Genomic DNA, 21,054 nt, shown 5'->3' on the forward strand with positions numbered 1-21,054 from the left:
TACAGCGCCCCCGACAACCTCCATTTCTGGTAAGTGACGAATTCGATTTTCGGAATAGAAACTTCTGGCCATTCCATAAATCAACATCTACTTCTGAAGGGATGAAAGGTTATGATCTCGACCTCTTGCGCTACCTTCAGGTTCTTGTTGAAGAAGAAAGCGTTTCTCTTGCTGCACGTCGGCTAAAAATCAGCGAACCGGCCATGAGCCGCCAGCTGGCTAAATTACGCAAAGCGTTTGCTGACCCTATTCTTGTGCAATCTGGCCGACGCATGACCCCATCAACCTTTGCCGCGGGCATACTCAACCGTGTACAGGATGTTGTTGTAGCGGCAGATAGCCTTATAGAAACACGCGCACTTGCCAATCTGGCAAACATGGCGCCTACTTTTACCATCCGGGCGAATGATCTGGTTGTGGCAGCCTTGGCACTTCCACTCTTGGAAGCCTTGAAAAAAGATTGCCCACGCTGTGAAGTTATCTGGGCACCCGAGCTTGATGCTGCTGCATCTGATCCACTGCGCGATGGCAGTGTAGATTTGTACATCGGTGCGACAGACACGATGAAGCCCGAAATACGCCGCCAGACCATTTTCCGCGATTATATGCGGGGCCTTGTACGTAAAGAACATCCAATTCTGGCAGAGCCCATCACACCTCAAAGCATGGTGCGCTACGATTACATCAGCGTTTCACGCAGAGGCCGGGCGCAAGGGCCTATTGATTGGATGCTGCGTAATCAACATGGGCTCACCCGTAGGATTGCGATGGTAGTGCCCAATTACCATGCAATGATAGAAAGTATGAAAAATACAGATCTCATTCTACCTTTACCGGGTATCGTGATTGATCATATCTCTTTAGATGCTCTGGGGCTGACATCTTTTGAATTTCCGCTTTCACTTCCATCCGTGGAAGCTTTTCAAGCATGGCATCCTCGCCGTGACATGGACCCAGTGCATCGCTGGTTGCGAGAAACGCTTTTCCGTGTTGCCCGGCAGGTATTGGTAAAATTCCCTCCATAGCACGCCGTGGGTTCGAATCCCGCCGCGGACACCAAATTAGCCAGGGCTTTTTTGAGACACAAAAAGCCCCGCCAACCGATTGGTTGAGCGGGGCTTTTGAGATGGTTGCGGGGGCAGGATTTGAACCTGCGGCCTTCAGGTTATGAGTTTGTAGGCAAGAGCTACGCCCTGCCACGAAATTCCCCGACGCATCCCGAAGAACCACTACTATCCTATTATTTTAATTGAATAAGTCGTTCATTTTGGCTCTTCTGTCTACGCTTACTCACGCTGACGTTTCAATCCCATTTGCATCCTATACGCATCCTGTGGAGGCAGCCATGCCCCGGATATCAAAGCGCATAATCGCCACCCTCCAGCCTGCTGAGAAGGACTACATCGTCTGGGACGATCAGGTCGCCGGCTTCGCCCTGCGGGTCTGGCCTTCGGGTCGGATGAGCTACGTGGTTCATTATCGAGCCAATGGCCGGTTCCGACGTTATACGATCGGCCATCATGGTCCCTGGACGGCAGACAAAGCACGCGATGAAGCGATTAAAATCCTCGCTCGTGTGAAAGACGGCAACGACCCAAACACCGAACGCGGCGAAGAGCGGACCTCCCCCACAATCAGTCAGTTCTGCAAGACTTTCATTGAACGGCATGTAAAGACGCATCTGAAATCAACCACACAAGCCGAATATCAACGCGCGATTGACCTGTTCATTATAAAAAAAATTGGCAGCCGGATGGTGGCCACCCTGACCCACTCGGATGTGGTCGCATTCCACCACGCCTATCGCCATATCCCGTATCAGGCGAACCGGACTCTGGGTGTGCTGTCGAAAATGTTCTCTCTGGCAATCCTCTGGGGTGTGCGGACAGACAACGTCAATCCATGCAGGGGCGTGAAACGCTATAAGGAGCAGAAGCGCGAGCGCTACCTCACAACAGAAGAACATCAGCGTCTTGGCAAAGCACTCGACGACGGCCGTTCCGCAATGCCGGAAGCCGTCAACGCGTTCCAACTCCTGCTTTTAACCGGTTGCCGCCTGCGGGAAATCCAACGTCTGAAATGGGAATATGTTTTTCTGGACGAAGGGATAATCAGATTACCTGACAGCAAAAATGGTGCCCGCACGGTTCAGTTGGGCGAGAGTGCGATCGGCTTGCTTGGAGACATCACGCGGGTTGAGGGCAATCCCTATGTCATCACGGGACGGAAAGACGGTGGTCACCTGACCGATCTGGAGAAGCCGTGGCGGCGCATCCGAAAGGAAGCCGGGCTGCATGATGTCCGCATTCACGATCTCCGCCATTCCTTTGCATCCGATGCGCTGGAACTCGGCGAGGATCTGGTCATGATCGGGAAACTGCTGGGTCATCGCGATCTCAAATCGACCGCACGTTATGCTCACCTCAAGAAAGAACCAATCCAGCGTGCAGTCAAAGGGATCGATTTGAAAATTTTTACGGCACTTGTTTCAGGAGGCAGCGAGAGCAACATCTGAACACGTCAATTATGCCCTGCCTCACAGAACTATTTTTAAAAATACCTAAAAATATATTCGGCTTTGTTGCACAATTCACTGATTGGTCGTGCTGAACGCTCTTATGTTTTTTGTTATACGACCGCCTAAGTGATTGAGGTTCCGAGCGTTGTGAAGCGGTTAAAAGTAGCAACGTGGATGTGAACTTCGGCGATCTTCCACGTATTTGCGAAACAAAGCCGCCGCCAAGCCAAAATGGGCTCTTCAAGCATCCTGGTAGGAATGCCTGCCATGTGTGTGCAATATCGGGTTGACAGGCTCGCAACCATAATGGATTTTATAAAAAGTCTACCGTGACAGGAGCATATGTTTTCAAAAGATGGCCCATGCCATACATCCTGCGCCCCGCTCTTCATTGAGCCGCTGGTTTCTGGTCGCGTTCACGCTCATGGGCTTTCTGGGGCAACTCCTGATCCAGAGTCAGGCAATGCCGGGAGAAATGCCTCGTGCTACCATCCTGCGCCTGACAGGCATTGATATCGCTCCACATCTTTATCACACGCCACATAAGCACTCCGTCTGTGCGGATATGCCTGGCATGACAATGGACAATGTGACGCAGGCTGTGTCAGCCGACAATGAGGGCGACCACGACCACATGTCCGGGCATCCTTCTCATCACGATGGAAGCTGTCCGTTATGCCCCCTCCTGCACCTGCCAGTATTCCTGTTCACAGCTCTCGTGATCTTGCTGGCACTGGCGTTTATTCGTTGGCAACGCCACGTCAACATCGTTAACCCCCGTGCTCCACCTGTCATCACACTTGGTGTTCCTTTCTCCTGTGGCCCCCCTGTGTCTGCGGTCTTCTAGCGCCCGCAGGCCGTTTAAGCTGTCATTCATCGACCGTACGCGTTCACTTAACGCATAGTGCGTCGCTGACGTCATAAACTAATGACGAAAAAGACAATGACCGTCCTGCTGGCTGAACGATATTCTCAGCTCAGGATCAGCTTTCATGTCTTCGACACATGTTTGCGCACACACGTTCCACCGCGCGCACTTACTTTCTGCCGCCGCAATTTTTCTTATCCCGTCCTTCGCGGCGCATGCCAATGAACTGCCCGGAAAAGAGCGTGAGAGTGCCGCATCAACCAGGCAGGCGGCGATTAAAAAAACTCCGGAACAGTCATCACGAAACACGTCAAAACAACTCGGCGCTCACGTAAAAACAGGAGCAGCCGTCCCTATATCCAGCAACGCAGCTGAGCGGCTCGTTGTCACAGCCACGCGAACGCCACAGCAGATCCAGGACGTTCCCGCCTCGGTCAGCCTGATAACACGTCAGGACATCCAAATGAGGCAATCTTCCACGATTTCAGATGCCCTCAATCGCTTGCCTGATGTCGATATGGTCGGCACGGCGCGTATGGAAGGTCAGGTTCCCCAAATCCGTGGGTTTGCGGGACGCGAGATCATTTTGATGGTCGATGGCGCACGGCGTAATTGGGATTCCCAAGGGATTGAAGCGCCGCTTTATATCGATCCCGCCTTTATCCAGAGTGTAGAAGTTGTCGCCGGATCAGCGTCCACTCTTTATGGAACAGGTGGTCTCGGCGGAGTTATGTCAATTAAGACTATTGACGCAAAGTCCCTTCTGAAACCGGGTCAAGGCTTGGGCGGAGAAATTGATGGCGGCTATCAAAGCGCCAACGGAAATGGGAAGGGATCAGCAAAAATATACGGAAAATGGGGCAAGTTCGATGCGCTTCTTGCTTATTCTGGGCAAACCTTCAACTCGATACGATTAGGGGGCGGCGAGAGACTTTCACCCAATGACGGGCAAAGCCACAGCGCACTACTTAAACTTGGATATGACATCAATGACCGAATTAGAATAGATTTTGGTCAGCAATTTTATCTTGATGAAAACTATAGATCTTCAGTGCCACAAAAAGGTCCTTCCACTTACCACTGTTCTACCTGCCAAGAGCAAAATGTCCGACAGGACGAGTCAACATTGCACCTCACAACACGTAACGAGCAAGGCGAGGAAGATGGAAGGCTGACCCTTTACAGAACGAAAATGGCCTCAAAGCAGGTGCCGAACAGCATGGACTCTAATGGCGGGTCCACTGTCCTTGAGACCTATGGTTTCGACTTACAAAAATCATACTTTCGTAATTTCGGATTGTTTGGAAGACATAAATTTACTGGAGGCGTAAATTACTACCGCGATTTTTATACGTACACCACATCTGGTTCAAATACACCCAACGCACAACAGCAGGTATATGGGGTTTACGGGCAAGATGAAATAAAATTTCGCCACCATGTCACTCTTTCCCCTAGCTTGCGTTACGATAGATACAATACCTTTCCTGAACACGGGAAAGGTCTCTCAAATAGCTCAAACGGTGCTATTCTTCCAAAAATAACATTATCGTGGCAACCAACACGCGAATGGATGATATATCTCAGTTGGGGGAAAGCTTATAATGCTCCCACCCCAGCGCAAAGCGACATGGATTTGACAGGCAATCAATGGTTCGCAAATTTTGTTTCTAACAAAAATCTAAAACCCGAATCTGCCAAAACATACGAAGGCGGATTTACTTATACAAAGAGCGCACTGTTTAGCGAGCACGATCGTGCGAGCGTCCGCGCTACAGGTTTTTACGAAGACGTAACCAATCTCATTCAAGAAGTTGCTATCGGGCGTTTTAATGGAAAATATGGGAAAAACAGACCCATTTATCAATATCAGAACGTTGGACACGCCACACGTTACGGTATTGAGCTACATAGTAATTACGACATAGGAAACTGGGGGTTTGATCTGAGCTTCAGCCACATAAGAGTCACAAACGCTCTGACCGGTGCTGGGTTGTACTCGCCTCCAGATAAAGTTGCCGCTGATATGCGTTACCGTTTTCCGAACATCGGACTGACTTTAATGTACAGCCTCATGGCCGTAGACGCTCAGAACTACGATGCAACTATTATTCGTCGGCGTCCCGGCTATATGGTGCACGACATACTCGCAACCTGGGCACCTCCTCGCAAGCCTTGGCGAATTAATTTTGCTGTTACCAACTTATTCGACAAGGAATACAGTATGTATAAAATGGCTTCCACAAACGTTGATTTTCCTGAAGTAGGTCGCAGCTTTCGCTTTGATCTATCATATAGATTTTGACAATTGCCAGGAGGTTATTCTGAAATAAATCAAATTATTACACGTAATTCCATTGATTTATTTCCTGTTTTTATGTATAATTAGACGCCACATAGAATGTCTATTGTGGTTACTGGAGGTATGAAATGACTATTACTATAACTATACTTAAAACCAAACAAATTTCTGTACCTGTCCGGGCCGGACTGCAGTGTGGTTCGGGTGTCTGCGGTTATAACGCTTAAAACAATACAGAGACTGGCGCCTTTCCGCGCCAGTCTCGCACTAGGAGGTATACGATGTGTAACGGTTCTATTGGCATAAATTTCACTGGCGGCCAATCTTACTCATCTATTATGTCCCTTATTGACGAGGGACATATAGATTACGTCGAACTCCTGATCGACAATTTTTTACATCTCAATCCAACAGAAATTGCAAAGAAATTTCCTTGCCCTGTCGCATTCCATATTATGCAATCCCGTTTTTTGGAGCGAGGTGAGGAAGAATTAAAGTATATATCAAGCAGAATAACGCAAATGTCTGAGGCGTTTCAGCCACTTTATATTTCCGATCATATCGCACTTTTCGAGCATAACGGAACTAATTTTTATCAACTCGCCGAAATAAATTATGCAATAGGGTCAATATATTTTGATAAAATTCGGCGATGGCAGGATATGCTTGGTCATACTCTATATTTAGAGAATTATCCTTCACTGCTCGACGGTTCTTATGAAGCTCCAACTTTCTTCGAGCATATATCAAAGAAAACTGAATGTAATGTGTTGTTTGATATATCCAATGCTGTTTGTGCCTCTAGGAATACGGGCGCAGACATAGACGACTGGAAGAATGTAATATCGAAAACGCTACACTATCATGTTGCAGGATACACTCCAGCACCAAGCGATAATAATATTTTAATTGATTCACATTCGGAGCAGATTTCATCAGAAACGGAGATCTTCATAGATCGTTATGCTGATCTGTTTTTTCGTGAAAATACTACAATTACTTACGAACGAGACGGAAATTTTGATTACGACCTTATAGTGGAAGATTTAAACAGCCTTCGCTTGAAATCGAAAAACCAGAGTGTATACAATGAACAATCATAGAAAATATTTGCGTGATATCGATGTCATAGACTTTATGTCGCGCCCAGATCAGTTTTCTTTGTTTTCTGACAACAGGCGCGCGTTGGTGCGATTAGATATTGCGTGGCGCGGTTATTGGCATGCTCTTTATGATCCATGTCCATCCCTACTGGATTTTTCTGGTGATCAAGACGGATTCAATATTTTTCGGCCCTTTATGAGGTGGGGTTCTGAGCGAAAAATTTGTTTTGGTTGGCCATTACACCTCTGGGTTATCATTTGGTTGCAAGAAAATGAGATGCTGAATAGTTCTAATTCCGAAATCATTCTATCGGAATTGGCGGGAGCTGCAGCTGCTCGGTGGGCCATATCTGATCGCACAGAAGCACTAGGCATCGCCATTTACCGCGGTATCAAACAAAACTGGACTGTCGGCTGGAAGTGCCGTGCGGTAGATCTGCAACGAGAAATTCAAGAAATTGAAATTGGTGCGGATTTAAGCCCGGAAGATGATATTCCGTCGTATTTCCTTATTTTTGATAACAAAATTTCTGTATTCCCTGGATGGAGCCGCATACTGTGAGCAATTTGACCTATGCGCCGTCAGTGTATAGAATAAATTTTTTTTTGTTATTCATTGGGATGGGTCTATTTATTTTCCCGGCCTTTTCTTCAAACGAAGCCCACGCAGCACCAAAGCTCGGGCGCCTTACTTTCCAGGCGGCATTCGGAAACCAGCCGGTAAGTTGTGCTAGAACCATAAGCCCGGTGGGGACAAGCGACAATACGGTCCGCATCAACGATCTACGCTTCTACATCCACGATGTGGCGCTGCTCACGAAGGACGGCCGTGCGGTGCTGGTCAAGCCAGGGCCGTCCGGCCTCTGGCAGCGTGACGGGATAGCGCTGATCGACCTGATCGATCGCAATATTCCATGCAGCGATACGACTCCGTCGCCGAACTCGGCTATCAGTTTTGTTTGGCCGCAAGGCCATTTCACCGGCCTGCGCTTCACCGTTGGGCTGCCTATGGCCGCCAATCACGGCGATCCTACGATTGCACAGCCACCACTGAACATGACGAGCATGTTCTGGACCTGGCAGTCAGGATATCGTTTTTTCACGCTCGACATCACGATGATTCCGAAGCCTGGCGACAAAGCGCGACCGCACGGCTTCCCTGTCCATATCGGGAGCACCGGCTGTGAGTCCGCCAGCGCGGTCGAGGCGCCGAAGGGCGCGTGCACGGCCCCGAACCTCGTCACGGTCACGCTGCCGGAGTTCGATCCGGCGCATCAGACCGTGAAGCTCGACATAAGTCGACTGCTCGCTCTGAGTAATGTCAGCACCAACCAGATTAATAGTGCGCCAGGTTGCATGTCTGGACCGGACGACAAGGATTGCGCAGGTGTGTTCCGTGAGTTCGGCCTGCCATTCGGATCAGAGACCTCTCCGCCGGCTCAGTCGGTATTTCGGGGTCGATAAGATGCGCACGTTATTTCGCAAAGTTCTCCAGATGGCCCTTCTGGGTGGGGGGGCGCTGCTTCTATCGGCCGCAACCCGGCCCACGACGTGGCATTGGGACATCCCCTCCTGGGCGCCTGCGCCAGTCGTCCCGTCCGACAATCCGATGAGGGCAGAGAAGGTCGCACTGGGACGACGGCTGTTTTATGACAAACGGCTATCGGAGAATGGGACGCTCGCCTGCGCGTCGTGCCATCTCCAGAAACTGGGCTTTGCCTCTGGTGTCCCGACGCATGTAGGCGCGCATGGCGAGCCGGGACTACGCACGCCGATGCCACTGGCGAACGTAGCCTATCTGCCGAGCTACACCTGGGCCAATCCACAGCTCACCACTCTGGAAAAGCAGATGCTGATCCCGATGTTCAGCGACCAACCGGTCGAGCTGGGCATGGGCGGCCAGGAAAAGGCGCTGTTCGCCCGGCTCTCGGATGATCCCTGCTATGCGCGCCTGTTCCGTGTCGCCTTCCCCGAGGCGAAGGGCGCGATCACACTCTCCACGGTCACGAAGGCGATTGCATCCTTCGAGCGCACGCTGCTGTCCTTCGACAGTCCCTACGACCACTCGCTGCATGGCGACAAGACGGCGCTGTCCCCGGCCGCGCAACGAGGCGAGGCGCTCTTCTTCGGCGAGAAGCTCGAATGTTCGCATTGCCATAATGGCCTGAATCTGACCGACAATATCCGCGCGGCTAACATGCCCTTTCCAGAAACAGGCTTTCACAATACCGGCTTGTATAACGAGGACGGCAAGGGGGCCTATCCTGCCAGTGATCACGGGCTGCGGACAGTGACAGGCAATGCCGAGGACGAGGGGAAATTCCGCACGGAAAGCCTGCGCAACGTCGCTCTGACGGGTCCCTATATGCATGATGGCTCCATCGCCACGCTGCACGACGTGCTGGCAGCACATTACTCGAAGGGAGGTCGGTCGGCGACAGGGCCACACGGAGAGAACCCGTTGCGCGACCAGTTCATAGAGCCGTTCGATATCAGCGAGGCGGAGATCGCGGACGTGATCGCCTTCCTGAACTCCCTGACGGATCAGAGCTTCATCACCAACCCGGCGTTCTCAGATCCGGGAAAGACCTGCCCTTTGGCTCTGCCCTCAGCCTCTCCCTCTGGTAAAGGCGCACAATGATGACTTCGCGACTGGTGTACGGCTTATCGCATCTTAGCAACTCCGCCATGTCATCAGGCGTCGATATGGTATCTGGATCTGGTGTCTTCGTCTTCGATTCTTCGGGTAAAGACTATATCGACGCGGTGTCGGCACTGTTTTGCGCTACGCTCGGCTTTCATAATGAACGCCTGATCGAAGCCGCCACACGCCAGATGCGAGAGCTGCCAGTCTATCCCACCGCGCTAAACCGGACGGTCCCTGTCGTCCACGCGCTTGCGGACGCGCTCAGCGCGGCAGCGCCGATACCGGACGCTCACGTTCTTTTCGCCACAACCGGATCGGAAGCTATCGAAACTCTCATTAAAACGACTTGGTATATCAATAAACAACGAAATCCAAAACGGCATAAAATAATCACGCGTCGGGGGAGCTACCATGGATCGACGATATTTGCCACGAGACTTGGCGGGATCGAAAGCATTATCAATTCATTCGATCTGACGGGTGACGATATTCTGTATGCTGCGCAACCCCGCTGGCCACGTGACGCGTTGGCTGGAGAAACAGAAGAAGATTATGCACATCGCCTGGCGCTGGAACTGGCAGAACTGATAGATCACACGGGTGCCGAAAATATCGCGGCCTTCCTCTGCGAGCCAGTCTCGATTGCTGGCGGCATGTACCCAGCGCCGGAAGGATATTTTGAAGCAATACGCAACGTCTTGTCGATGCGCGATATTCCTCTTTATTTCGATGAAATCGTGACGGGCTTCGGTCGAACCGGAAAGATGTGGGGAAGCCAGACCGTCAACCAGACTCCCGACTGCCTCGTCGCATCGAAGGGGCTTTCAGCGGCCTATCAACCGATTTCGGCGGTCGTCATGAATGATGATTTTCACTCCGCATTGGTGGACTGCTCGATTATGCACCATGGGTTTCATCATGGCGGCACATATCACGCACATCCTGTTGCCGCTGCCGTCGCCCTTGAAACGCTAAAAATCTATGAGGATGAAAGAATAGTAGATCATGTGCGGGATATTTCAGAACATTGGATAAAGATGATTTCGAAACTTGCGGCACACGAACTGGTCCGATCCACACGGACAATCGGATTATTAAGCGCGATTGAAGTCGGATTCCGTAGCTACAGGGAGCTTGATTTCCGAAATGATGAGAAGAGAGACATCAAACGGTCAGTTGTGAAAGCATGTATGGAACACGGCGTCCTGATAAGAATCTCACACGATAGCATAATTTTAGCACCACCTCTCATTATTTCTAAAAAAGACATTGATGAGCTTGAGCAACGCATGACGAAAGCTTTCAATACTATTCTGTTTTCAACAGCATAGCTGCGTCGAAGGTATCCTTTTCGTTGGTCAATAAGAGACTTTTTTCTCTGAAAATATTTGTCTTTCTGCTGTAATTCACACCAAGCAAGGAAAGTAAACATGACTTCTATCCGTAAAATCGTTGCCTCTATGTGTCTCGCAGGGAACTTCGTTCTGCAGATGGCGGACCCTGCCTATGCACATGCCCACCTGAACGCCGAAATACCCGCTGCGGATAGCACGGGAACGGCGCCGCAGAGCCTGACGCTAGGCTTTACTGAAGCAGTAGTTGTCAAGCTCACCGGCGTCGTTGTCACTGGCCCCAAGGGTAATGTTATAGAAACAGGAAACGTTTCCCTGTCGGATGACGGCAAGACTCTGACGATCCCGCTCAAAATTGACCTCGTGCCTGGACGATATTCCGTAACCTGGCACGCCCTTGCCGTCGATGGACACAAGACTCATGGCGTCTACGGGTTCACAGTTACTAACCGATGACACCGGATGCTTTCCTGATCCTATGTCGCGCCGCACGAGACAGCCTGGCGCTCTTTCTTACAGGTAGCCTGCTTTTTGCAGGGTGGCTGGCTCCGCGCAAACTCGGAAACGCACTCTCTGCCCGCCTGGGAAAGTTTTGGGCATGGGGGAGCGTTTTTACGACGGTAATCGTCGTTGCAACACTGCCAGCCGAAGTCTCCGAGGTCGGAGATGGATGGCAGGATGCCTTCTCGCCGACTTTAAGCAAAGCCGTGCTTGTTGACACCACCATTGGACAGGCATGGATCATTCAGGCCGTAGCTGGCGTCTGTCTTCTACTTCTAACTTGGCGTAAATGCGGCGCGGTCCTGTCGGTCATACCCGCATGCGTGCTTCTGACGGCGACAGCCTTGACAGGTCACGTGCGCATGATCGGTGTGGGCGCGATGTTCTTCCAGGCCGTGCATTTGCTTGCAGGTAGTTTCTGGTGCGGGGGCCTCATCCCCGTTGCCATGCTTGTCAGTGATACACGAAAAAAGAAGTGGGATTGCTCCATGCAAGTGGCGTTAGCACGGTACTCGGCTGCGGGGCATATCGCGGTGCTTCTGGTCCTGCTTACCGGCTCTGGACTCGGCCTGAATATCCTGGGGGGATGGCCGAAGCATGTCACTGTCTATTCTACACTACTCATTCTCAAGCTGGGATTAACGAGCGGTATGGTCTGTATCGCCTGCGTCAACCGCTATGTATACGTGAAAAATCTACGCCAGAAAAGAAACATTACGGTTAGCCTTAAATATCTTCAACGCGGAACAATAGCCGAAATTGCACTTTCTATTGCTGTTATTGCAATTGTTGCCGTTGCTGGGAGAATGGACCCGACAATCTTATCTCTGCCTACAAACTAGAGTCATGCGCGCATATCTATAGATGCGAATAAATATATCTAGGTATTAATTGTGGTATATAAGAAATATATAAATATTACATTATATTTTCACGTATACATAAATTATATTATTGTGCGTTACAACACTCACACTACAAACTGTCGAATTTTAATTTGTATGAGAGGAAAGAAATGGAATGGTAAGACACCCTCCTCTTGATCTACGGGAACTGCAATGCGTATGCGCAATTGCTCTTCAAGGAAGCATCCATGGCGCGGCACGCGCTCTAAATTCCAAACAGTCCGCAGTCAGTCGTTCACTTCGGCTACTTGAGGAGCGCGTCGGAATTCAGCTTTTCCGCAGGACATCATCTGGCACAACGCCTACGCCAGTCGGCGAAGCATTCCTCCGACAAGCTGAGGCTCTGTTGCACGACACAAATGCTCTTTATGAATATACTCGGAGATGCGCCTTGGGTGAAAGCGGTATCGTATCAATAGGAATACAAAGTAATGTACCGCCAGGACGGGTGTCGGCCTTCATCGAACCGTATAGAATTCTTTATCCCGGTATTTCGTTTATATATCGTGACGTATCCAAGAGAGATGTAATTTCGGCTCTTTTCGACGGTATCGTTGATTTAGTAATTATAGCCCTTCCGCTGAACGAATCTTGCGCAGCTACCTTACCACTGTGGAGCGATCGAATTGTCGCTGTGACACCGACAAACCATCCTCTTGCTTCGTCTGTCACGACATGTTGGAGCGATTTACGGGAAGAAACTTTTGTCTTCGGTAACGATGATACAGGAGAGGACATGTCTACACTGTTAAAACGCAAAGCAAGCATTGCTGGCTTTCTACCAACAGTGTGTAGGGAAGAAATCATAAGTCTGCGGACGATCGCTCTCGTCATTAACGGACATGGTATTACGCTCATGCCGGCTGGCTGGCTCGCATTTTTTCCAGGTACGATCCTTGAGCAGGTAACTGTGCTAGAAGTGCGCGACGGCGACGGTTTTTCACATCTTGATTACGGCATTGGATGGCGCGATAGAAATTTGTCGACCGTCGCACATAAAATACTTGTTTTCTTGGGAAAGCAGAATCTCGAATAGACTAAGTTTCTCTGCTTACTATCTGCTTAGCTCGCGCACGCTTAAGCTTCGCGAAAGCTCGATCAGATGCAATGAATCCACGGATCATGTGCGGCACGAGACGGGTTGGATCGACGGGCTGACCATTCTGGCTGACCAGTGCTGCGTAAGTCACCAGATCACGATGGAGGTCCGCCGGTAAGTCCACGGGCATGCGGACCGGCTTTTCATCCGGAATTTCAGTGATGCGCAGCGTTGTCATGGTGCTGTTTCCTTTGCGTGGCGAGGTTGCAGGACAAGGTCGCGGTTAAGGATCAAGGTGAAAGGCAGCCCCGGCCGGTCGGTTAGGGTCGGCTGGATGTTGAGGCTGCGATCAACCAACCGGTTACCAACCATGGAAAACCCATTGCTGGCCCCAGAACGGATGGCCTGCGCCAGATTGTTCTCGCTCTGACTGGTTCCGGCCTCTGATCCGACGCTCAGGAGCGTGGTCACGATGGCAGCCCTGAAAAGCTGGCCCCAGTGGTTGTTCACTTCATCGGACAGGCCGGACTGGCCGATGGCGTCGCCACCGGGCAGTTTTTCCAGCACCAGGCTCTCGCCGTTCGGGTAAATCAGCCGGGTCCAGATGATCTGGGTACGCTGCTGCCCGAAAGAAATGCCGCTGTTATAGGCCCCGAACAGCAGGCTTCCCTGCGGGATCAGCAGGAAACGACCGGTCGGGCTGTCATAGACGTTCTGCGTGACATGGCCAGTAATCTGACCCGGAAGGTCAGAGCTGATTTTCGTGTTCAGCGCCCCCGCGATGACAGTGCCCGCCTGAAGGATATAAGGCGAAGCTGACGGCATGATGCGATCCGGGCTGGTCGTCGCGCGGTCAGGCTGGCCTGCCAGAAAGGCACGGTTGCCTGATTGGGCGTCGGTCGAAGAAGATGGATTTGCCTGGGACGCAGATGCACCCGATGTGGGCGGAGTTGCCTGGTCGGTACCCCGGTCGCGTTCTCCCGTCTGCACGAACAATTTGCTGGCGATTGCGGCCTCGACCTCCTGCGCGGCACGGCGGTCGTCGCCACCCGAGGCTGCCTTTCCCTGCTCCTGTGCGTGGAGGATGGTATGCCCCAGATCACCGGGCAGCGCTGGTCCCAGCTTCGGCACATCCTTGCCGACATAGTCGGACGGCAGTCCCGCCAGCCCGTCGGCAGAGGGACGCACATCCGCGTCCTGCGCGGCAGGCGTGGATGACACCCGATGGCTTGCCTGAAGGGCATAGCCCAGCGCGAAGGCCACCGCGATCATACCAACCCCGCCCAGCGACCAGACCACGGTGCGGGAAAGCCGCACGACACGCGGTCGTTCCGTCCGCAGACGCAGATCAGGTGGCGGCGGTGATGCTGCGGAATTTCCCCCTGTGGCCGGAGCCGCAGAATTTTCTCCCACTGTGTGAGCCTGCCCGGTCATGACTTCCTGCCGTCAATGCGGACAATGCGCACCCGCTGCTCGGAATGCTTATCGCCCAGCCGCAGTTCAGCGGCGGCGAACAGCCGATCCACGATCATCCAGTTCTGCCGCACCCGGTAATTGACCAGTTCCGGGCCGCCATCCGCCCCCAGCACGAAGAGCGGCGGCAGTTCCCCCTGCCCGATCCCGGATGGAAAAGCGATATAGACCTTGTGACCGTCATCAAAGGCCCGGCCGGGTAACCAGGGCGGCGTGCCGCCTTTCACCGGCTGGATGGCATAGCGGAAATTCAGAGTATCGAGATTCAGCCCCGCGTCCACTGGGGCAGAGTCATCGGCCGCGTCGTCCTGCCGGTGCAGGGCAATCAGATCGTCCTCGGGATAGTTCCACGAGACCGACGCCATGTATGTGGGGGGTGTTGACCTCAATTCCGCCAGATAAGTCCGTCGGTCAGTATTGATGATCAGATTAGTGGTCAGATCCGGCCGGGTCGGCTTCACCAGGATATGGATGCGTTTGGTCGCCCCTTCTCCGCTTTCGGTGTCACCGATGACCCAGCGCACCGTATCCCCAGCAGCAACTGGGCCGGTGCCCACCAGTTTTTCACCCTGCTGGAGCATGATGTCCGTGATCTCGCCTGGCGAGGTATAGACCTGATAGAGGGCACCCGGAGAATAGGGATAGACCTGCACCGCATTGATGAAACCGGCCCGCGTCGGCTGGATGCGCGCCGCCAGATTAGCCTGGGTCACGCGCGTGGTCGGATCAGTAACCTCGGGGACCGGATGGGCCGTGCGTCGTGACGGCAGTGGCTTGAACTGGCCCGGCAGAGGAAGTGGCTGTGGCACCTCCACCACCTGCACGGGCTTCGGTGGATCGGGAATTCTCGTCGCGCGCGCGGCGTCATCGTACCGGATGACGGGCGGATGGTAACTGCCCGCGCAACCGGCAAGCGAGAGCAGCGCCACAGGAAGGGCTGCGAAAATGAAGCGCGTCATTGACCAAGCTCCTTCGACCAGTTGATGGCGGAGACGTAGATTCCGAGCGGATTTTTCCTGAGATGGTCGGCATCGCGTGGCGTGTGCAGAACGACCGACACGATGGCGGTCCAGCGTTCGGTGCCGGTGAACGCGCCGTCGCGGTAATGGCGCTCGCTCCAGGCGACACGGAAGCTGCCGGGAGACGCCCGAATCACCGAGGCGATGTCCACCTCGACCTGCTCATGCCCGATGCGCGAGAACGGATCATTGAGGCGGGCATAATCGTTAAGCGCCTGAGCGCCCGACGTGGTGGTGAAATCATAGGCGCGTAGCCAGTTCTGCCGCACCACCACAGGGTCCGACGACAGAGCGCGCACGTCATGAACGAACTGCGCCAGATACCAAGCGATCTGCGGATCGGCGGGCATATAGCCCGCTATCGCGGGGGCCACGACCTGCGCCTGCCCCAGCCGATCGACCTGCACGACCCACGGCGTGATGGTACCGCGCGCGGACTGCCAGACCAGCCCTACGCCAAGGCCTGCGGACAGAAGCAGAGAGCCGAACGCCATCAGCCGCCAGTTACGGGCCTGTACACGGGCGGAGCCGATGCGCTCGTCCCAGACTTGCGCGGCTTTCTGATAGGGCGTGACAGGCTCGGGCGTGGTCCCGTAGCGGGTGGTGGAGCGACGGAACATCGTCCTCATTCCTTTTCCGACAGATCGATGGAGGAAGATCCGCCCCCGCCATCGGCGGAGCGGATAACATGGGCGGCCTCAGCAGCATGAGCGGCGGCATTGCGGCGCTTCATCTTCTGAGCCCAGCGGGGCGGTTCGCCGGAACCGCCACCATCTCCACCAGACGGACCCTCACCGGTAGGGCCGCCACCCGTGGGGCCATCCCCTTCTCCGGCAGGACCACCGCCTCCAGAAGGTGCCGGTCCGTTATCCCCGGCTCCGCCTTCGCCTCCCTCCCCCATCCCGCGCGCGGCCCAGCGTCCACCGGCGGCATAGCTTTCCTTGAGGGATGAACCGGCACGCGAAGCCGCCCCTTTGACGGCATTCGCGACATTTCCACCGACGGCCCGGCCCATGCCTCCGATCCCGGCGGCCATGCTGCCCGCGCCGCCAGACGCGCCTGCGGCTCCGGCCGAATAGGCGGAGGTAGCAGCCCCGGCAATCGCGGCCCCTCCCCGCGCGGCGGCAGCCGTGGCGCCGAGGGCTGCGGCACCACCGGAAGCAACAGCCCCGACACCGGCCGCCGCAGCAGCACCCATGGCGCCAACCGCCATGCCGGTACCGACTGCCGCTCCCGCGCCAAGCTGCGGTGCGCCGGAAATCAGCCCATTGGCGATGCTGCCGCCAAAAATGGACAGGCCGACAATTGCAAGGGAGGCCAGCACCACCGAGACGGACTGCCCGATCGTGGGAACGTCGCTGCCGTAGGAGGTTGAGAACTGGGCGAACAGAACCGACGCGATAGCGGAAATGACCGCCAGCACCATGATCTTCACACCCGACGAGACGACATTGCCCAGCACCTTTTCCGCCAGAAAGGCGGTGCGGCTGAACAGGGCGAAGGGGATCAGGATGAAACCCGCCAGCGTGGTCAGCTTGAATTCGATCAGGGCAACAAAAAGCTGCACGGCCAGAATGAAGAACGCCGCGAGCACGATCAGCCACGACAGACAGAGCACAAAGATCTGAATGAAGTTCGTAAAGAAGGCGACAGGACCAAGGAGATTATGGACTGAATCCAGAAGCGGCTGGGCTGCATCGAAACCCGTGGATGCCAGTCGGCCGGGCCGCAGGAAGTCTCCGAGTGCCAGATTGCCGCCACCGGCTCTCAGGCCAAGGGCCGCAAAACTGTCAAAGACGGTCTTCGACAGACTGGAGAAATTGCTGATCAGAAAGGAAAAGAATCCGATATAGAGCGTCTTCTTCACCAGACGCTGGATGATGTCCTCATCAGCAGCCCAGGCCCAGAACAGGCCAGCCAGCGCCATATCCAGCACGGACAGTGTTCCTGCTAGTGAGATCACATTCCCCTTCACCAGACCGAAGCCGCTGTCGATGGTGGTGGTGAAGGTATTCAGGAAAGTGTCGATAACGCCCACATTGCCCATCGCCATGGCGGTCAGTTCCCGCTGCTGCCGAAAATGGACACCGTGCCGGGCACATAGGCGTCATGCTGTGAAAAATGCTGATACTGAGCTTCACTTTCCGCTTCCGTCGCAGCATCGCGCGCCTGTTGCAGGGCTGTGGCGCGGCCATTGGCAGCAAGTTCGGCCTGAATGTCGGATAACTGACGGGACTGTAGCGCCAGAAGCTGGTTTCCTGCCTGCGCCGCCTGCAACGCGCCCGTGGAGGTCTGGCTGGAAGAGACAAGCTGGGTCATGGCCGAACTGTCGCTGGGGATGTTTCCTACCACCCGAGCCTGAAGCTTCAGGGCATCTTCGAACCCGCCCACGGAATTCTGCCACCGTGTCTGTGCCTGGCTGAACAGGGCACTGTCTGACATGCCGGACGAGATTGAGGTGTACGCCTGCTGGTATTGCTGCTCGACCGAGGTCACCGAATAAGCGATGTTCTGTGCCTGCGCGAGCAAGGCTGTTGTCTGGGAAATCGTTGATTGCAGCGTCGACAATGTCGACAGTGGCAGGCTCGCCAGATTACGGCCCTGGTTGACCAGCATCTGCGCCTGATTGGCAAGAGATGTGATCTGGTTGTCGATCTGCTGAAGCGTGCGGGCCGCGATCAGCACGTTCTGGACGTGGTTCGCCCCATCATAGACCGCCCATTGGGCACGGGCCGGTCGTGAAAGGTCGAACGTTGCACCGAATGCCAGCGTAACAGAGGCGACAAGAGCAGTGCGATGGAAATGTTTTTCTCTCACACGCGCAAAAAAATCGGTCCGAAGCTGGCAATGTCTTTCCGTCATGGCACGTCCTCCGCCCCGCGATCGTCGCGCAACAGATCCGCCGCCCATGACACGCCCCGCGCGTCAAACCACGCGAGGAGAAAACCGTCCCGGCCGTGTTCCGCCAGCACTGCATCGATCAGCTTGTGATCGTCCTTCCCTGATGCTGCGCATAAGGCGAGTGCGACAGGCCCGAGCCCCAGTTCGAACAGGCGATTGCCGCGTTGCGTCTGGCAGTAATAGTCCCGCTTCGACGCGGCCCGCGCGATGATGGCGATCTGTCGGTCGTTCAGGCCAAAATCCCGATAGAGCGCCATGATCTGCGGCTCGATCGCCCGCTCGTTAGGCAGGAATATCCGTGTCGGGCAGCTTTCCACCACCGCCGGAGCAATGCGGGAATTGGCAATATCCGACAGGGACTGGGTGGCGAAGATGACGCTGGCGTTCTTTTTGCGCAGGGTTTTCAGCCACTCTCGCAACTGGCCGGAGAAATCCCCGTCATCGAGAACCAGCCAGCCCTCATCGATGACCAGCAGGGTCGGCCGGCCGTCCAGACGGCCTTCGATGCGGTGGAACAGGTACGACAGAACGGAGGAGGCCGCGCCCGAGCCGATCAGACTTTCGGTTTCGAACACCACCACATCGGCATCCCCGATACGCTCGGCATCCGCATCCAGGAGGCGGCCGTAGGGACCACCGAGGCAGTAGGGCGCCAACGCCTGCTTCAGGGCGTTGGACTGGAGAAGCGCGACCAGGCCGGACAGGGTCCGCTCACGGGCAGGCGACGATGCCAGCGAATTCAGAGCCGACCAGAGGTGAGACTTCACCTCCGGGGTCAGCGCCACCCCCTCGCCGACAAGGATCTGACCGAGCCATTCACTGGCCCATTTGCGCTCATCCGGATCATCGATCCGCGCCAGCGGCTGAAGTAATACGCCGCTGCCCTCTTCTCCAGACAGATCGGCATCTGTCAGTCCACCCCCGAGGTCGCGCCAATCGCCTCCCATCGCCAGCGTTGCCGCGCGCATCGACCCGCCAAAATCGAAGGCAAAAATCTGCGATCCCGCATAGCGACGGAACTGGAGCGCCATGAGCGCCAGCAGCACGGATTTACCTGCCCCGGTCGGTCCCGCGATTAGCGTATGACCCACATCGCCGACATGCAGGGAAAACCGGAACGGCGTGGCCCCTGCCGTTTTGCCATAAAACAGCGGTGCGGCCTTGAAATGCCCATCCATCTCCGGCCCTGCCCACACGGCGGAAAGCGGAATCATGTGCGCCAGATTCAGGGTCGAGACCGGGGGCTGCCGCACATTGGCGTAGACATGCCCCGGCAGAGATCCCAGCCACGCCTCCACCGCGTTCAGGCTTTCCGCCATGCAGGTGAAGTCACGGCCCTGAATGATCCTTTCCACGAGGCGAAGTTTTTCCGCCGCTATGCTGGCGCTGCCATCCCACACCGTCACCGTGACCGTGATGTAAGCCTGCCCGACATCATCCGCGCCCAGCGACTGCAACGCCAGATCGGCATCGGCTGCCTTGTTGGCGGCATCGTTATCCACGAGAACTGACGCCTCATTGGTCATCACTTCGCGGACAATGGCTGCGATACTCTTGCGCTTTGCGAACCACTGGCGCCTGATTTTCGTCAGCACCTTGGTGGCGTCGGTCTTGTCCAGCAGGATGGCGCGGGTGGACCAGCGATAGGGCATGGCCAGCCGGTTCAGGTCGTCCAGGATTCCGGGGAAAGTCCGCGACGGGAAACCCGTAATGGTCAGGGTTTTAAGGAAGGCATCGCCCAGCTTTGGCTCCAGACCACCCGAAAGCGGCTGGTCCACCAGCAGGGCATCCAGATGCATCGGAATTTCCGGCACCCGGACCCGCTGGTTCCGGGTGGAGATGGTACTGTGCAGATAAGTCAGCATCTCACCGTCATCCAGCCATGCCGCCTCGGGCATGAAGCCATCCAGCAAGGCCAGCATCCGATCCGTGCGGTCCACGAACGTATGGAGCATGCCATGCGGATCGGGACCATCGCGTTCCCTGCCTTCATAGAGAAAACGCTCGGCGCGACCTGATGATTCCGCCGGTGGCAGCCAGACCAGGGTCAGAAAATACCGACTCTCGAAATGCGCGCCCTCATCCTCGAACTGCTCCCGGCGCTCCAGGTCGACCATCTGGCTGGCTGCGTCGGGAAAGTCACCGTCAGGATAGAGTGTCGCCGGGACGCGCTGCGCTTCCACGAACACCGCCCAGCCTGAGCCAAGGCGACGGAGCGCATTGTTCAATCTTCCGGTCACACCGACCAGTTCCGCTGGTGTTGCGCTATCGAGATCGGGACCACGTATTTTTGCGGTGCGCTGAAAACTGCCGTCCTTGTTCAGGACGACGCCCTTTTCGACCAGCGCGGCCCAGGGCAGGAAATCAGACAGCAGGGAGTTTCGGTTGCGATATTCGCCAAGGGACATCATGGCCCTGTCCTCCCT

General features: G+C 54.8%; 21 protein-coding genes and 1 pseudogene. 14 read left to right on the top strand and 8 right to left on the bottom strand.

The genetic code is table 11. From position 1 onward, the window contains the following. Positions 1-101: 101 nt before the first annotated feature. Both EOV40_RS11110 and EOV40_RS11115 read left to right on the top strand, forming a co-directional pair. Complete coding sequence (locus EOV40_RS11110; protein WP_128106010.1) at positions 102-1,025, top strand: LysR family transcriptional regulator; 924 nt, start codon at positions 102-104, stop codon at positions 1,023-1,025. Positions 1,026-1,345: 320 nt separating this feature from the next. Beyond that, entirely contained in the window at positions 1,346-2,515 is a 1,170-nt protein-coding gene (locus tag EOV40_RS11115) for a site-specific integrase (protein ID WP_034931190.1), read from the top strand. A 391-nt stretch (positions 2,516-2,906) separates the two neighbouring features. Here EOV40_RS11115 and EOV40_RS15315 read toward each other — a convergent pair whose 3' ends face one another. Continuing rightward, on the bottom strand, positions 2,907-3,062 hold the full coding sequence (locus EOV40_RS15315) for a hypothetical protein (protein WP_244297038.1): 156 nt from the start codon (positions 3,060-3,062) through the stop codon (positions 2,907-2,909). A gap of 36 nt (positions 3,063-3,098) precedes the next feature. On the opposite strand from EOV40_RS15315, the gene EOV40_RS15320 reads away from it, so the two are divergent. From EOV40_RS15320 to EOV40_RS11170, 12 genes and pseudogenes are all read left to right on the top strand, one after another. Next, positions 3,099-3,365 (top strand): DUF2946 family protein, encoded by a 267-nt coding sequence (locus tag EOV40_RS15320; protein WP_230975674.1) that lies wholly within the window; start codon positions 3,099-3,101, stop codon positions 3,363-3,365. Between the two features lie 145 nt (positions 3,366-3,510). Then, positions 3,511-5,691, top strand: a complete 2,181-nt coding sequence (locus EOV40_RS11125) for a TonB-dependent receptor domain-containing protein (protein WP_087607244.1) — start codon at positions 3,511-3,513, stop codon at positions 5,689-5,691. A 125-nt stretch (positions 5,692-5,816) separates the two neighbouring features. After that, complete coding sequence (gene mbnA / locus EOV40_RS15510; RefSeq protein WP_082770916.1) at positions 5,817-5,915, top strand: methanobactin; 99 nt, start codon at positions 5,817-5,819, stop codon at positions 5,913-5,915. Between the two features lie 54 nt (positions 5,916-5,969). Further along, positions 5,970-6,791, top strand: a complete 822-nt coding sequence (mbnB, locus tag EOV40_RS11135; protein WP_010517450.1) for a methanobactin biosynthesis protein MbnB — start codon at positions 5,970-5,972, stop codon at positions 6,789-6,791. After that, positions 6,778-7,353: a methanobactin biosynthesis protein MbnC gene (mbnC, locus tag EOV40_RS11140; RefSeq protein WP_010517452.1), complete on the top strand. Its 576-nt coding sequence runs from the start codon at positions 6,778-6,780 to the stop codon at positions 7,351-7,353. The genes mbnB and mbnC overlap by 14 nt, the downstream gene beginning before the upstream one ends. Next, a complete protein-coding gene (locus EOV40_RS11145; RefSeq protein WP_157132976.1) occupies positions 7,350-8,255 on the top strand; it encodes an MbnP family copper-binding protein in 906 nt (301 codons plus the stop codon). The genes mbnC and EOV40_RS11145 overlap by 4 nt, the downstream gene beginning before the upstream one ends. Before the next feature lies 1 nt (position 8,256). Next, entirely contained in the window at positions 8,257-9,432 is a 1,176-nt protein-coding gene (locus tag EOV40_RS11150; protein ID WP_208620531.1) for a methanobactin export MATE transporter MbnM, read from the top strand. Beyond that, a complete protein-coding gene (locus EOV40_RS11155; RefSeq protein ID WP_010517556.1) occupies positions 9,429-10,769 on the top strand; it encodes an aminotransferase class III-fold pyridoxal phosphate-dependent enzyme in 1,341 nt (446 codons plus the stop codon). Before EOV40_RS11150 ends, EOV40_RS11155 begins: the two co-directional genes overlap by 4 nt. Positions 10,770-10,868: 99 nt before the next feature. Next, positions 10,869-11,246 (top strand): copper homeostasis periplasmic binding protein CopC, encoded by a 378-nt coding sequence (copC, locus tag EOV40_RS11160; RefSeq protein WP_010517558.1) that lies wholly within the window; start codon positions 10,869-10,871, stop codon positions 11,244-11,246. After that, complete coding sequence (locus EOV40_RS11165) at positions 11,243-12,133, top strand: CopD family protein (protein WP_034931184.1); 891 nt, start codon at positions 11,243-11,245, stop codon at positions 12,131-12,133. The genes copC and EOV40_RS11165 overlap by 4 nt, the downstream gene beginning before the upstream one ends. A gap of 178 nt (positions 12,134-12,311) precedes the next feature. Further along, positions 12,312-12,455, top strand: a pseudogene (locus tag EOV40_RS15550) (LysR family transcriptional regulator); the annotation flags it as partial. Positions 12,456-12,587: 132 nt separating this feature from the next. Next, positions 12,588-13,232, top strand: coding sequence for a LysR family substrate-binding domain-containing protein (locus tag EOV40_RS11170; RefSeq protein WP_228120804.1), 645 nt, complete (start codon positions 12,588-12,590; stop codon positions 13,230-13,232). Position 13,233: 1 nt separating this feature from the next. Here the strand turns inward: EOV40_RS11170 and EOV40_RS11175 are convergent, their stop codons facing one another. The 7 genes from EOV40_RS11175 to trbE are packed head-to-tail and all read right to left on the bottom strand — an operon-like array spanning position 13,234 to position 21,039. Next, a complete protein-coding gene (locus tag EOV40_RS11175) occupies positions 13,234-13,473 on the bottom strand; it encodes a DUF2274 domain-containing protein (RefSeq protein ID WP_007397926.1) in 240 nt (79 codons plus the stop codon). Next, positions 13,470-14,669: a TrbI/VirB10 family protein gene (locus tag EOV40_RS11180; RefSeq protein WP_029329795.1), complete on the bottom strand. Its 1,200-nt coding sequence runs from the start codon at positions 14,667-14,669 to the stop codon at positions 13,470-13,472. The genes EOV40_RS11175 and EOV40_RS11180 overlap by 4 nt, the downstream gene beginning before the upstream one ends. Beyond that, positions 14,666-15,667, bottom strand: a complete 1,002-nt coding sequence (gene trbG, locus EOV40_RS11185) for a P-type conjugative transfer protein TrbG (RefSeq protein ID WP_007397924.1) — start codon at positions 15,665-15,667, stop codon at positions 14,666-14,668. Before trbG ends, EOV40_RS11180 begins: the two co-directional genes overlap by 4 nt. Next, complete coding sequence (trbF, locus tag EOV40_RS11190; protein WP_007397923.1) at positions 15,664-16,347, bottom strand: conjugal transfer protein TrbF; 684 nt, start codon at positions 16,345-16,347, stop codon at positions 15,664-15,666. Before trbF ends, trbG begins: the two co-directional genes overlap by 4 nt. Before the next feature lie 5 nt (positions 16,348-16,352). Beyond that, the gene (trbL, locus tag EOV40_RS11195) at positions 16,353-17,780 is read right to left on the bottom strand and encodes a P-type conjugative transfer protein TrbL (RefSeq protein ID WP_034933517.1); all 1,428 of its coding nucleotides are present in this window, start codon (positions 17,778-17,780) and stop codon (positions 16,353-16,355) included. Positions 17,781-17,785: 5 nt separating this feature from the next. Continuing rightward, positions 17,786-18,589 (bottom strand): P-type conjugative transfer protein TrbJ, encoded by an 804-nt coding sequence (trbJ, locus tag EOV40_RS11200; RefSeq protein ID WP_034933520.1) that lies wholly within the window; start codon positions 18,587-18,589, stop codon positions 17,786-17,788. Continuing rightward, a complete protein-coding gene (gene trbE, locus EOV40_RS11205; RefSeq protein WP_087607242.1) occupies positions 18,586-21,039 on the bottom strand; it encodes a conjugal transfer protein TrbE in 2,454 nt (817 codons plus the stop codon). The genes trbJ and trbE overlap by 4 nt, the downstream gene beginning before the upstream one ends. Between the last annotated feature and the right edge of the window lie 15 nt (positions 21,040-21,054).

The sequence above is a fragment of the Acetobacter oryzoeni genome (assembly GCF_004014775.2).
Classification (GTDB): Bacteria; Pseudomonadota; Alphaproteobacteria; order Acetobacterales; family Acetobacteraceae; genus Acetobacter; species Acetobacter oryzoeni.